11 protein-coding genes are annotated in these 13,528 nt (G+C 71.2%); 9 read left to right on the forward strand and 2 right to left on the reverse strand.

Annotated features, from left to right (window positions below; translation table 11 throughout):
- Nucleotides 1-165: 165 nt before the first annotated feature.
- The 6 genes from HJ588_RS05785 to HJ588_RS05810 are packed head-to-tail and all read left to right on the forward strand — an operon-like array spanning nucleotide 166 to nucleotide 7,493.
- Nucleotides 166-1,698, forward strand: coding sequence for an FAD-dependent oxidoreductase (locus tag HJ588_RS05785; RefSeq protein WP_171152944.1), 1,533 nt, complete (start codon nucleotides 166-168; stop codon nucleotides 1,696-1,698).
- On the forward strand, nucleotides 1,695-4,244 hold the full coding sequence (nirB, locus tag HJ588_RS05790; RefSeq protein WP_171152946.1) for a nitrite reductase large subunit NirB: 2,550 nt from the start codon (nucleotides 1,695-1,697) through the stop codon (nucleotides 4,242-4,244). The genes HJ588_RS05785 and nirB overlap by 4 nt, the downstream gene beginning before the upstream one ends.
- Nucleotides 4,241-4,624 (forward strand): nitrite reductase small subunit NirD, encoded by a 384-nt coding sequence (gene nirD, locus HJ588_RS05795; RefSeq protein ID WP_171152949.1) that lies wholly within the window; start codon nucleotides 4,241-4,243, stop codon nucleotides 4,622-4,624. The genes nirB and nirD overlap by 4 nt, the downstream gene beginning before the upstream one ends.
- A complete protein-coding gene (gene cobA, locus HJ588_RS05800) occupies nucleotides 4,621-5,715 on the forward strand; it encodes a uroporphyrinogen-III C-methyltransferase (protein WP_171152951.1) in 1,095 nt (364 codons plus the stop codon). The genes nirD and cobA overlap by 4 nt, the downstream gene beginning before the upstream one ends.
- Before the next feature lie 4 nt (nucleotides 5,716-5,719).
- Entirely contained in the window at nucleotides 5,720-6,832 is a 1,113-nt protein-coding gene (locus tag HJ588_RS05805) for a uroporphyrinogen-III synthase (RefSeq protein ID WP_171152953.1), read from the forward strand.
- On the forward strand, nucleotides 6,798-7,493 hold the full coding sequence (locus HJ588_RS05810; RefSeq protein WP_343036612.1) for a sirohydrochlorin chelatase: 696 nt from the start codon (nucleotides 6,798-6,800) through the stop codon (nucleotides 7,491-7,493). Before HJ588_RS05805 ends, HJ588_RS05810 begins: the two co-directional genes overlap by 35 nt.
- A gap of 89 nt (nucleotides 7,494-7,582) precedes the next feature.
- Here the strand turns inward: HJ588_RS05810 and HJ588_RS05815 are convergent, their stop codons facing one another.
- Both HJ588_RS05815 and HJ588_RS05820 read right to left on the reverse strand, forming a co-directional pair.
- Nucleotides 7,583-8,878, reverse strand: coding sequence for a hypothetical protein (locus HJ588_RS05815; RefSeq protein WP_171152955.1), 1,296 nt, complete (start codon nucleotides 8,876-8,878; stop codon nucleotides 7,583-7,585).
- A 152-nt stretch (nucleotides 8,879-9,030) separates the two neighbouring features.
- The gene (locus HJ588_RS05820; protein ID WP_171152957.1) at nucleotides 9,031-9,567 is read right to left on the reverse strand and encodes a winged helix-turn-helix domain-containing protein; all 537 of its coding nucleotides are present in this window, start codon (nucleotides 9,565-9,567) and stop codon (nucleotides 9,031-9,033) included.
- A gap of 163 nt (nucleotides 9,568-9,730) precedes the next feature.
- Between HJ588_RS05820 and macS the strand changes: the two genes are divergently transcribed.
- The 3 genes from macS (at nucleotide 9,731) to HJ588_RS05835 (ending at nucleotide 13,469) form a co-directional block, all read left to right on the forward strand.
- Nucleotides 9,731-10,894 carry a MacS family sensor histidine kinase gene (gene macS / locus HJ588_RS05825; protein WP_212755307.1) on the forward strand — a complete coding sequence of 388 codons (1,164 nt, stop codon included), beginning with the start codon at nucleotides 9,731-9,733 and terminating at the stop codon, nucleotides 10,892-10,894.
- Nucleotides 10,895-10,925: 31 nt separating this feature from the next.
- Nucleotides 10,926-11,585: a response regulator gene (locus tag HJ588_RS05830; RefSeq protein WP_171152959.1), complete on the forward strand. Its 660-nt coding sequence runs from the start codon at nucleotides 10,926-10,928 to the stop codon at nucleotides 11,583-11,585.
- A 147-nt stretch (nucleotides 11,586-11,732) separates the two neighbouring features.
- Nucleotides 11,733-13,469 carry a DUF2339 domain-containing protein gene (locus HJ588_RS05835; protein ID WP_171152961.1) on the forward strand — a complete coding sequence of 579 codons (1,737 nt, stop codon included), beginning with the start codon at nucleotides 11,733-11,735 and terminating at the stop codon, nucleotides 13,467-13,469.
- Nucleotides 13,470-13,528 lie beyond the last annotated feature (59 nt).

Genomic DNA, 13,528 nt, shown 5'->3' on the forward strand with positions numbered 1-13,528 from the left:
CCCCCGCTGCGCTCCTCCGGATACTTCGCGGGGGCCCCCGCATGAGCACCCCACGAAGTTCCTCCCCCGCTGCGCTCCTCCGGATACTTCGCGGGGGCCCCGCATGAGCACCCCACGAAGTTCCTCCCCCGCTGCGCTCCTCCGGATACTTCGCGGGGGCCCCGCATGAGCACCCCACGCATCGTCGTGATCGGGCACGGCATGGTCGCCGCGCGCCTGCTCGACCAGCTCACCCGCGAGGCAGACGCCGGCGCGCGCCTCGACATCACCGTGCTCGGCGACGAACCACACCGCCCCTACAACCGCCTCTTGCTCGGCGAGGTCGTCGCCGGCCGCGCCGACCTCGGCGGCCTGACCCTGCCCGAGCCGGCGCCGCACGCCGGCATCGGCGTGCGGGTGTGCCGCGGCGTCGCGGCCGTGCGGGTCGACCGCCCCCGTCGGCTCGTGTATGCCGACGACGGCAGCGTCCACCCCTACGACCGCGTCGTCTTCGCGACCGGTGCCGCACCGCGCATTCCGGTGAACAGCGAGCAACCACACGGAGTCCGGGCGCTGCGCGATCTCGACGACTGCCGTGAGCTGCTCGCGGCCGCCGCCCACCTGCGGCACGTCACGGTCGTCGGCGGTGGCCTGCTCGGCATCGAGCTGGCCTGCGCCCTGCGCACGCGCGGCCTCCAGGTGGCGCTGGCGCACCGGGGCGATCACCTGATGGACCGGCAACTCCCCGTCGACGCGGCGGTGGTCGTGCGAGAGCGACTGTCGCAGCTGGGGATTCAGGTCTTCACCGACATCGAGGAGACCACCGTCAGTCATACGCAGGACAGGCTCACCGGCGTCGTCCTGTCCGACGGCACCGCATATCAAACCGATCTCGTGGTCGCCGGTGCCGGAGTGCACCCGCGGACCGCGCTCGCTGCGGAGGCCGGGCTGCCGGTGCGGCACGGCATCGTCGTCGGTGCCGACCTCCACAGCCCTGCCGATCCGCGAGTCGCGGCAATCGGCGACTGCGCCGAGACGCCGGACGGTTGCCCCGGGCTGCTCGCACCCGGGTGGGAGCAGGCCGACCGCCTGGCCCGGGCGTTGCTCGGGCGCACCGATCAGGTGCAGCGGCAACCGGATCCGATGATCGTCAAACTCAAGGCCGTGGGCCTCGACGTGCTCACTCTGGGGCCTATGTCGCGCCCGCATCCCGATGCCCGCACGATCGCGCTGCACGACCCACAGGGCGGTCGCTCCGTCCAGGTGACCGTCGACGGTGAGCGCGTGCTGGCCGCGGTCTGTGTCGGTGCCCCGAAGGTCGCCGCCGAGCTCACGGTCCACTACGAGCGGGGCACACCGATCCCGGTCGATCCGGCGCTGTTGCTGGTGTCGGCGGCCGCCACCGCGGCCGTTCCGGTCAGCGACAACCCCACCACGATGCCGTCCGCCGCGACCGTATGCCGCTGCAACGGCGTCGACAAGAAGACGATCGTCGACGCGCACCTGGCCGGTGCGCGCGACCTCGACGCGATCGCCACTCGCACCCGCGCGACCACCGGCTGCGGCGGTTGCCGGGAGGTCGTGTGCGGTCTGCTCGCCTGGATGGACCAGGCCAACCCACCCGACCCGGATGTTGCACAGCCGAAACATGACGGCAACGGCAGTGGAAACACAGCGTTCGTAGATTCGCAGGCAGAGGCACAGGAGGCGTCCCGATGAGTGAAGTCGCACAGCACGTGGTGGTGATCGGCGGTGGCATGGTCGCCCACCGCTTCGTCGAAGCGCTGCGCAGCCGGGACGAGTCCGGCCGTTGGCAGGTGACCGTGGTCGCCGAGGAGCCGCGGCCGCCATACGACCGGGTCGCGCTCACCACCTACTTCACCGGCCGTGACCCCGAAGACCTCCACCTCGGCGACGACGCGCTCTGGCAGGACCCAAAAGTCAGTCTGCGCAAGGGGATCCGGGCCGTTGCTATCGACCGCGACGGCCGGCACGTCACCCTGGCCACCGGCGAGACGCTCGCCTACGACCACCTCGTGCTCGCCACCGGTTCCTACGCAGCGGTGCCGCCCGTCGAGGGCAGCGACCTGCAGGGCTGCTTCGTCTACCGCACCATCGACGACGTCGCCGCACTCCGTGGCTATGTCGAGGCGCTCCGCCGCGAGCACCCGGACCGACCCGTGCGCGGAGCGGTCGTCGGCGGTGGGTTGCTCGGCCTCGAGGCCGCGGGCGCGCTGCGCGAGCTCGGCGCGCAGAGCACGGTGGTGGAGTTTGCGCCGCGGCTGATGCCTCTGCAGGTCGACGACGGCGGCGGTGCCCAATTGCGTTCTCTCATCGAGGCGCTCGACGTCACGGTGCGCACCGACACCGCGACCGCCAAGGTGCTCGGCGCCCGGCGCGGACTGGTCACCGGCATGCGGTTTGCCGACGGCAGCGATCTCGACGTCGACGTGGTCATCTTCGCGACCGGTGTGCGGCCGCGCGACGAGCTCGGCCGCGGTGCCGGACTCGCTGTCGGTGAGAGAGGCGGGGTGGTTGTCGACTCTGATTGCAGCACAACGGATGCGGCGATCTCCGCCATCGGCGAGGTCGCCTGCATCGACGGCCGCGTGTGGGGCCTGGTGGCCCCCGGCTACGCGATGGCCGAGGTCGTCGCGGACCGGATGCTCGGCGGCACGGCGACCTTCCCCGGCGCGGATTCGTCGACCAAGTTGAAGTTGCTCGGTGTCGACGTCGCATCCTTCGGTGACGCCTTCGCCACCGCACCGGGCTGCCTCGAGGTGGTCTATGCCGATGCGGTCGCCGGCGTCTACAAGAAGCTGGTCGTCTCCGACGACGCGCGCACCTTGCTCGGCGGCATCCTCGTCGGCGACGCGTCGTCATACGCCGCCCTCCGCCCGCTCGTCGGCAGCGAGCTCGCCGCCGACCCCAGCGCCTACCTGGTGCCGGACAGCGGCGGCCTGCCCGCGGGCGACGACCTGCCCGACGAGGCGACCGTCTGCTCGTGCAACAACGTCAGCGCCGCGCAGATCCGCGGTGCCGTCACCGACGATGGCTGCTGTTCGCTCGCCGAGGTGAAGGGCTGCACGAAGGCCGGCACCAGCTGCGGATCCTGCCTGCCGCTGGTCAAGAAGCTGACCGACACAGCGCTCGAAGCGGCCGGTGTCGCCGTCAGCCGGGGCCTCTGCGAGCACTTCGAGCTGACCCGCGCGGAGCTGTTCAACGCCGTGCAGGTCACCGGCGCCCGCACCTTCAGCGAGATCGTCGAGCGGCACGGCCGCGGGCGCGGGTGTGACATCTGCAAACCGGTGGTCGCCTCCATCCTCGCCAGCCTCTACGGCGGCCACATCCTCGACGGCGAGCAGGGCACGCTGCAGGACACCAACGACCACATGCTGGCCAACCTGCAGAAGGACGGCACCTACTCGGTCGTGCCACGCATCCCAGGTGGTGAGGTCACGCCCGAGGGTCTGATCGAAATCGGCCGGATCGCAAAGGATTTCGACCTCTACACCAAGATCACCGGCGGTCAGCGCATCGACATGTTCGGCGCCCGGGTCGAGCAACTCCCGCTGATCTGGCGCCGGCTGGTCGATGCCGGCTTCGAGAGCGGTCACGCCTACGGCAAGTCGCTGCGCACGGTGAAGTCGTGCGTCGGCCAGACCTGGTGCCGCTACGGCGTGCAGGACTCGGTGGCGATGGCCATCCGGCTCGAATTGCGTTATCGCGGACTGCGGTCGCCGCACAAGCTCAAGCTCGGGGTGTCCGGCTGCGCACGCGAGTGTGCCGAGGCCAGGGGCAAGGACGCGGGGGTCATCGCGACCGACAAGGGCTGGAATCTGTATGTCGGAGGCAACGGCGGCTTCACCCCGCGGCACGCGCAGCTGCTCGCCGAGGACCTGGACGACGAGGGACTGATCCGGGCCATCGACCGGTTCTTCGTCTACTACATCCGCACCGCGGACCGTCTGCAGCGCACCGCGCCGTGGCTCGAGGAGCTGCCGGGCGGCATCGACCATCTGCGGGAGGTGGTCCTCGACGACGCGCTGGGGATCGCCGCCGACCTCGATGCGGCCATGGAGCAGCACGTTTCGTCATACAGCGACGAGTGGCGGGACGTGCTCGAGGACCCTGAGAAGCTCGCCCGCTTCACCTCCTTCGTCAACGCGGCCGACGTGCCCGACCCGTCGCTGCGCTATGAGCAGGAGCGCGGTCAGCGTCGGCCGGTGCTGGTGGCCGGGGAGCGGATCGAGGTGCGGCGATGACTACCGAGACCTGGCACCCGGTCAGCCGGCTCGACGTGCTGCCGCGCGACCGCGCGGTCCCGGCCTTGGTCGACGACCACCAGCTGGCCGTCGTGCGGCTGGCCGACGACCGTGTCTTCGCGGTCGACCACCGCGACCCATTCAGCGGTGCCCACGTGATCGCACGCGGCATCGTCGGCAGCGCCACGGTCGACGGGGTCGAGGTGCCGACCCTCACCTCGCCGATGTTCAAGCAGGTCTTCGACCTGCGCACCGGTCGCTGTCTGGTCGACGACAGCAAACGTCTCGCAACGTGGGACGTCCGTCTGCGGGATGGGATGATCGAGGTTCGGCCGCGAGCTTCCGGCGCAGCCGAGGACCAACCCGAGGTGGCTTCATGACCGAATTCGTCGCACTGGACCTCTCCGGCCGCCGCGCCGTGGTGGTCGGCGGCGGTCCCCGCTCCGCGCAGCGGGTGACCGCGCTGCTCGCCGAGGGCGCCGTCGTGCGGGTCGTCGCGCCCGCCCTCTGCGAGGAGCTCCGGACGAGGTATGCCGAGCCGACCTCCTTCGAGTGGACTGCCCGCGAGGCGGAGCCGGCCGATCTCGACGACGCCTGGTGGGTCGCGGCTCCGGAGGCGACCGACGCCGAGCGCGAGACGATCGCCGGGTGGGCGGCCGAGCGCCGCGTCTTCCTCGAGCAGCAGACGGCGCGGGTGCTCGACCAGGGCGACCTCGACACGCTGGTCACCGAGTCGGCGATCTCGCTGCGGCAGAAGGACTCCGGCGGGAAGGTCGTGCTCGTCGGCGGCGGCCCGGGCGCCGATGACCTGATCACGGTCCGCGGCCGGCGCGAGCTCGCCCGGGCGGACGTCGTGGTCACCGACCGGCTGGCTCCGGTCGGCCTGTTGCGTGAGCTCGGATCGACGGCCGAGGTCATCGACGTCGGCAAGACCCCGCACCATCACCCGGTGCCGCAGGCCGAGATCAACGAGCTGCTGATCGAGCGGGCGCGGCGCGGCGACTACGTCGTGCGGCTGAAGGGCGGCGATCCCTTCCTGCTCGGCCGCGGCGGCGAGGAGCTGCTCGCCTGCCGGTCGGCGGGGGTGTCCGTCGAGGTGGTGCCCGGCGTGACCTCGGCCTTCGCCGCACCGGCGGCGGCGTCGGTCCCGGTCACCCACCGCGGTGTCGCGCACGGTGTGCTGGTGATCTCCGGACACGACGACCTCGACGTGCCGACCCTCGCCGCGTGGCAGCAGACCATCGTGGTGCTGATGGGCATGGGCCGGCTGCGAGAGCTGGCCGCGGCCCTGGTCGGCGCGGGCAAGCCCGGGGACACCCCGGTCACCGTTGTGCACCGGGCCTGGACGCCGCAGCAGCGGGTGGTGACCGGTGACCTGCTCACCATCGCCGACCGGGTCGCCGAGGAGGGCGTCGGCAACCCGTCGGCCATCGTCATCGGCGATGTCACGCGAGTGTTCGACGAGGGCTGACCCGATGGCCGACCTGCAGGGCTGCCGGATCGTGCTGACCGGTCAACGTCGTTCCGCCGAGCTCGCCGCTGCGCTCGAGCGGCGCGGCGCCACAGTCGATCACGCGGCGACTCTGTCGGTGGTGCCGCACGTCGACGACGCCGAACTTCTCACTCGCACCAAGGAACTCATCGACTCACCACCCGACTCAGTGATCATCACCACCGGTGTCGGCTTCACCGGTTGGCTCGAGGCCGCGGATGCGGCCGGCCTCGCCGCGCCGCTGCTCGACCTGCTGCGGAGGGCGAGGCTCGTCGCGCGCGGACCGAAGGCGCGCGGTTCGCTGCAGGCAGCCGGTCTGACCGCCGACTGGGTCGCCGAGTCGGAGACCAGTGCGGAGATCCGCGACTTCCTGCTGACCGAGGGAGTGGCCGGCCGCCGCATCGCGGTGCAGCACCACGGCGCGGGCGCCGACGGTCTGGACGAGGCGTTCGACGAGGCGGGCGCCGACGTGTGCTCGCTGGTGGTCTACCGGTGGGGTCCGGCCCCCGACCCGGCCGCGGTCGTCGAAGCCGTGCACCGGGTCGCCCGCAAGGACTGTGACGCGGTCACCTTCACCGCCGCTCCCGGCGCCGTGGCCTTCCTCGACGCGGCCGAGCGCGAAGGTGTCCTCCCGGCTGTCGTGGCGGCGTTCGCCGACCCGGCGGGTGTGCTCGCCGCGGCCGTGGGGGACACCACCGCAAAACCGTTGCGGGACAAGGGCATCGAGCCGCTGGTCCCGGACCGGTTCCGGATGGGCGCGCTCGTGCGGGTGCTGGTCGCCGAGCTCGTCGAACGTCGCGGGCTGCGCGTGCAGACCAGTGCCGGAGAGCTGCGACTGCTGAGCGGTGCCGCACTGCTCGACGGGCAGGTGCTCGCGCTTTCACCGGCGAGTCTCGCCGTGCTCCGGGTCCTGGCGGAGGCCGGCGGAGCCGTCGTGTCGCGAGCCGACATCCTCGCGTCGCTGCCCGGAGGGTCGAGCGACCTGCACGCCGCCGAGATGGCCGTCTCGCGGCTGCGGGAGACGACCCGAGGGCACGACCTGGTCACTACCGTGGTGAAGCGTGGCTATCGACTCGACGTCCGCCGACCGGCCTGATCACGCGCTCGTCCTCGTCGCGCACGGTACCGACAACCCCGCCGGGCGCCGGGTGATCACGGACCTGCGCGACCTGGTCGCAGCGCAGCTGCCGCAGGTGCGGGTGCTCGACGCCTACGTCGACGTGCAGCAGCCCGCGCTGGACGACACCATGAAAATGCTTGCCAGCGAAGGGATTCCGACGGTTGTCGTCCCCCTGCTGCTGTCGGCCGGCTACCACATGCAGGTCGACGTGGCGGATGCCGTCGCCGGGCACCCTGCGGCCGTCGCCGCCACCTCGCTCGGTCCCCATCCGCTGCTCGCCGAGGTGCTCGCCGACCGCCTCGTGGCCGCGGGCGCCGATCGTAACGGGCCGGTGGTGTGCGCCGTGGCGGGATCCGCCCGGGCCGAGGGCGCGCTCGACGCGGAGCAGGCTGCGTCATACCTGCAGGAGGTGTGGGGCGGCCCGGTCAGTGTCGGATATCTCTCTGCCGCAACGCCTTCGGTGGCTGAGGCGCTCGCCGGCCAACCGGGCGCTGCCGTTGCGAGCTACCTGATCGGCCCGGGCTTCTTCCACGATCGGCTACGCGCCCTCGATGCGGTGGTCACCGACCCGCTCGGCGCCGACGCACGCATCGCCGCACTCGTCGTCGACCGCTATCGGACCCTCGCGGGCCGGTGAATCCGCCTGCGCGGTAACGACATACGAAAGCGGCGTCCACCGGGCCGAATCGGTGGACGCCGCTCGTTCGTGGAGGCCGGCCAGGCTCCTTACTTGGCGGCCGACCGGTAGGCCTCGATCGACGTCGGGGCGTCGGGCTTCACCAGCTCCGGCAGCACCTTGTCGAACTTCGTCGCCAGACTCATGCTCGGCAGCACCCGGTTGGGGTAGTCGGAGTAGGCGACCACGGCCGCGCCCCAAGCCGCGGCGGCCCTGCGCTGGTTGGGAGTGCCGTGGTGCCCGTCGTTGTCGAAGGCGCAGTCGCCGACGTCGTAGAACGACTCCTCGGTCTGCAGGATCTGCTTGGGCGTCATCGCCAGACCCTTCTTGTGGGTGACGAAGTAGGTGCCGAACGAGTCGGCCATCAGCTCGGTGCGACGGGTGGCCTCCGGCCCGGTGAGGTCGGTGTTGTCGAAGAGCGCGTCCTCGTATTGCACGTGGTGGGCCATCTCGTGGCCGAGCACCGCCTTCGGCCCGACCTGGTTGAGCCCGATCGCCTTCAGCGCGGCGAGGATGCCGTCGCCGAAGACCATCTTGTCCTTCTGCTTGCGGATCACCGGGTCGGGATCGCCCTTGCCGCTGAACGCGAACGCGTTCAGCGTGAAGATCGGGTTCTTCCCGTTCTTCAGCGCCGGGTCGGACCTGACCATCGAGATCATGTCGCGCGCGATGTCCTTCGCGTCCGCGGCGCCCACGCCATACATGTATTGCACGGTCGCGGCGAGGCGGTTCTCGTCGACGACCATCTGGCCGTGCATCGCCATCAGCTGCACGTCGTTCAGCCGCACGTCCCAGAAGCGCTGTGCGGTGCCGAAGGTCGAGGTCAGCGAGGTCTTGTATGCCGGGAGCAGCTGGTAGCCCGCGCCCTTGGCGGTGCCGAACAGGATGGCGTCGTAGGTCGGCGCGTCCAGCGCGCCGAGCATGCTGAGCAGCTGCAGGTTGCCCGCGTCGGTGCCCGCGAGGATCGAGTCGACGTAGGCGTCGAGCTTGGTCGGGCCGCACTGATATTGCGTCGGGTCGATCACGTTCGGGGTGCCCTTGCCGGCGGCTGCGGCCTTGGCCAGCTTGCTGCGCAGGGCGCGTTCGACCGGCGACTCGTCGATGTTGAGCTTGGTGCGGGCGGCGTCGCGGCGGGCCTGCCAATCGGCGGGCAGCTTCTGCACGATGCGGTCGAAGGTCGCCTTGGTGTCGACGGACTTCGCGGCCCGCGAGCCGGCGAAGGCGTCGGAGCTCTTGGTGACGGGTCCGTCATCGCCGGCCGCGGACGCCGCCGGGGCGATGGCTCCGCTCAGCGAGACGGTCAGTGCGGTCAGCGCGGTGACCGTCATGGCGCGGGTGTTCTTCACGTTCTTGCCTCTCCCTCGAGAAGGCCGCGACGGGTGGCGCGGCCCGGATCTCATGCTCGCCGGGCGGGCCGGGGAGGACCGGAGGACTTACCAAGTCCGGGAGCAACCCTTACCAAACGCTGAAGGTTGCCTGGGCGCTGCTTCCCGGCGTGCTACTCGCGGGCCGGCTCGTCGCCCGCGCCGGGGTGGGGGATGCTCAGCCAGTAGATGTCGCGCTCGGTCGCGGCGTCGGGCCGTGGGCCGCCGCGGCGGCGCTCCTCGAAGCGGTGGATCGCGTCGGCGACGACCTGGTCGAGCTGTTCGGCCTCCTCGTCGGTGAGCCAGGCGCCGCGCACCTGGCTGATGGTGGCGTGCTCGTTCGGGTCGTCGCGGTCGACCAGTTGCTGGATGGTCGCGGCGAGGCGCCGCACGAAACCGTCGAGCAGCGAGCCGGCCACCGAGCCGGCGGTGCCGGACCAGGCGGCGTCCTGGATGGTGATCCGGTCGGCAGCCATCCGCCACGGCCGTTCGCGACCGTCATGGGAGTCCACCCGCTCGACCACCCCCCAGCGCTGCATCGCCCGCAGGTGATAGCTCATCGCCGATGGGGTGATCCCGCTCAGCCGAGCTGCCTCGGTGGCGGTGAGCACCCGCCCGCCGCTCAGATGATCGAGCAGGTCCTGGCGGACCTCGTGCGCCAGCATGCGCATCGCACGCGGATCGGTGAGCGTCAGAACCCGCGCCGGACGTACCGTGTCCTCGCCAGTTTCCCCCTCGCTGACCATGAGCTAGTGCTCCTCCTCTGCAGGAAGTCGTCTGTCGCCACATCGTGCCTCACCAAGTGTCGACTGTGGTGATCTAATCTCAGAAACCGTGGATTCCATTGCGGTCGGGCGCGAATCGAACGCAATGTTGCCCTTTTGGCGCGGCGCGCAGGTGTTTCGCTTCGCGTCGGTGGTGTATGCCGTGGGCGCCCAGTTCGTGTCGGTCAACGCCGAGACCGCCAAGGGTTCGGGGGTTGCGGCATACAGCCACCCGACGATCAGCTGGGCATTGATCGCCCTGCTGGTCATCTGGTCCGGTGTCGCCGGTCTGGTCTATGCGTTCGAGTTGGCGCCGAAGCCGCCGATGGTGATTGCCGAGATCGTCATCACCGCGGCCCTGATCGCGTCGACGCTGTGGGTGGTGCGGCCGGAGTATTACCACCACCATCAGAGCCTGCCGTCGACGTTCTGGGTGACCAATGCGGTCGTGTCGATCGCGCTCTTGTGGGGTCCGATCGCGGGCGGCGTTGCGGGAGTGAGCTTTTCGGTGTTCAGTCTGGTCGTCGAGGACCAGATGAAGAACTTCCTCACCGACGCGACCACGCCGATCCTGCTGACCGTCGGGGTCACTCTCGGCATCGGCGCTCGCATCGTGTCGCGCGCGCAGCGGCAGTTCGAACTCGCGGTGCGGATGCAGGCGGCGACGCAGGAACGGGAGCGGCTCGCCCGTGAGGTGCACGACGGCGTGCTGCAGGTGCTCGCGCTGATGCGCCGGCGCGGCGCGGACGGCCATGGCGACACCGCGGAGCTGGCCGCGCTCGCCGGTGAGCAGGAGCGTGCGCTGCGTTCGCTGCTGAGCCAGCAGGCGCAGGCTCCCGGCGCCGACCGGGCGACCGACCTGCGCAGTCGTCTGCAGGCGGATCTGCCTCCGGAGGTTGCGTTTTCGGCGCCGGCGGACGCCGTTGAGTTGCCCGAGTCGGCCGTCACCGAGCTCCTGGCGGTCGTGCGCACGGCGCTGGACAACACGGCCCGCCATGCCGGGCCGGGCGCACGGTCCTTCGTCCTGCTGGAGGATCTCGGCGACGAAGTGGTGCTCACCGTGCGTGATGACGGCGTGGGCATCCCCGACGGGCGGCTGGCCGAGGCCGAGGCGCAGGGCCGGATGGGTGTCAGCAAGTCGATCCGTGGGCGCGTCGAATCCATAGGCGGCACAGCCCATCTCGACACCGCACCAAACCTCGGCACGGAGTGGGAGTTGCACGTGCGGCGATGACAGCATCTGCTCGGCGGGGCAGGATGGGCCTATGACCGAGCAGGGGAGTACGACCGTCATGGTGGTGGACGACCACCCGATGTGGCGCGACGGCGTCAGTCGCGACCTCGAGGCGGCCGGCTTCAGTGTCGTCGCGACCGCGGACAGCGTCGCCGCGGCCGGGCAACGGGCCAGGGCGACCCAGCCGGACGTGGTCCTGATGGACATGCAGCTGCCCGACGGCAACGGCGCCGACGCGACGACCGCGGTGCTCGAGGCCGTGCCGCAGGCGAACGTGCTCGTCCTGTCCGCCTCGTCCGAGCGCGACGACGTGCTCGACGCCGTCAAGGCCGGAGCGTGCGGTTATCTGGTCAAGAGCGCATCGGCGGCCGAGCTCATCGAAGCCGTCGAGGCGACCGCCGCGGGGCAGGCGGTGTTCACCCCTGGCCTCGCCGGGCTGGTGCTCGGCGAATATCGCCGGATGTCGAACGAACCCCCGGCACCGGACGGTCCTCAGCTGCCGAGCCTCACCCCGCGGGAGACCGAGGTGCTGCGACTCGTCGCGAAGGGGCTGTCGGCGAAGCAGATCGCCCGCCGGCTCGACCTTAGCCACCGCACGGTCGAGAACCACGTGCAGGCGACCCTGCGCAAGCTGCAGTTGAGCAATCGCATCGAGCTGACGCGCTACGCCATCGAGCAGGGCCTCGACTAGCAGCCGCGCCCGCCGGGGGTGTCGTCACTCTGGCGTTACTCCCTCGCACTCCGCGCGGTCCGCCCGGTGAGTGCTCGGCAAATCCTCATGCGGTGTTGAGTAGTCGTACTCAGGCCGACCGAGCCGCCCGCGAACAGGCTTGTCGGCATGAACATTTCAGGCACGCACTCAGCGAATACGTCGACGGGGTTCCGGCAGTCCACCGGAGCCCCGCCCTTTGCCGCGCCGGTCCCGCCGGCGCCTCCGTCCGGCCCCGCCTACGCCGGGTTCGCGGGCCCGACGCCTCCGCACCGGACTCCGTGGTGGCAGCGTGGGGGAGTCGTCAGCAAGCTGCTCGCTCTCACCGGCGGCGCGGTCACCCTGACCGGGGTCGTCATGCTCCTCGTGGTCGTGGCGGGCGCCGGACTGCTCACCCCGTGGGTGCGGGTCGGCGGTGGGGTCGCCCTGTCGCTGCTGCTCGTCGCGGGCGGCCTGCGGGTGCACGGCCGGCCGGGCGGCTGGATCGGCGGCATCGCGCTCGCGGCGACGGGCATCGCGGGTCTGTTCGTGAGCGTGGTGGCGGTGACGAGCTTCTACGCATGGATCCCGCCGGCCGCCGGGCTCGCCCTGGCCGGGGTGGTCGCGGCGGCCTCGGTCGCCCTCGCGCTGCGGTGGCGTTCGCAGCTGCTCGCCATACTCGTCACGGTCGGCGTCGCCGCCCTGGCACCGGTGCTCACCGACGGCCTCTCGCCCTCGCTCGCGTGGTTCCTGATCCTGCTGCAGGCCGCCGGCATCGTGCCGGAGCGGGCACATCGCTGGATCTACCTCGGCCTGGTCCGCACCCTGCCGGCCGCGCTCGTCGCCGCCGCGGTGCTGACGCAGTCGACCGGTTATGACCGGGCGCTCGCACCACTGGTCGTCGCCGCCCTGGGTCTGGTCTCGCTGGTCGTCTCGCGCGGCCACGACGACGACCTGAACGCGCTCGGCTTCGCGGTGGCCTATCTCCCGCTGCTCGCGGTGCTGCCGCAACTGGCCCACCAGGTCGCGTTGGCCGTCGGGCTGGGCGCGGTTGCGGTCACCGTCGCGGTTGCCGTGGTGTGCCGGCCGCTGCACGTGCTGCGTGTTGCCGCGGTCGCGGGAGTGACCAGCATCGCCACGGTCGAGTCGGTCGTCTCGCTGACCACCGGTAGCTGGCTCCCGGCCCTGCTCATGGTGCCCGCGGTCACGCTCACCGCGGTCGCCCGGCAGGCGCGTTCGCTGATCGTGGCCGGCGTGGCGGCGTGCTTCGCGGCGGCGGCCGTGGCGACCTACCTGGTCTTCGCCGGCCCGGCAGCGCTGAGCTTCGCCGACGAGGCGACCGCAGTGCTGAGCAGCGCCACCATGGTCGGCGGCCTGCTGCTCACGGTCTGGGCGGCGCTCGCAGTGAGTGTCGTGCAGCGCCTCGGCTTCGACCCGCGCGGCGTGGTGAGCGCGGTCGTGGGCAGCATCATCGGGCTGTATGGCGTGACCGCGGCCGTCCTCTCGTTCGGCACCGCGGTGGGGCGGACCGACGGCTTCCACACCGGGCACCTCGGGGTGACGGTGATCTGGATGGCGGCGGCGATGTCGCTGCTGGCGGTCGGGCTGCACCTGCCGGCATACGCCAAGGTCGCGCTCGGCGGTGGTCTGCTGCTGGCCGGTGCCGCGCTCGGCAAGTTGTTCCTCTTCGACCTGGCCACGCTGAGCGGCGCGACCCGCGCGGTCACCTTCATCGCCGTCGGCCTGCTGCTGCTCTTCGCCGGGTCTCGCTATGCCCAGGCGTTCGCCCGGCGCGGGACCAGCGACATCGGCGGCACCAGCGACCCCAGTGGCACTAGCGACATCAGCGACACCGGGGGCACCCGCGGCCCGGCGATCGCCGGCTGACCCCACCCCCACCGAAAGGCCCACATCCGCTTCGAGCGGCACACCAGATCACCCCGATC

This window comes from Flexivirga aerilata (assembly GCF_013002715.1).
In the GTDB taxonomy this organism is placed as follows: domain Bacteria; phylum Actinomycetota; class Actinomycetes; order Actinomycetales; family Dermatophilaceae; genus Flexivirga; species Flexivirga aerilata.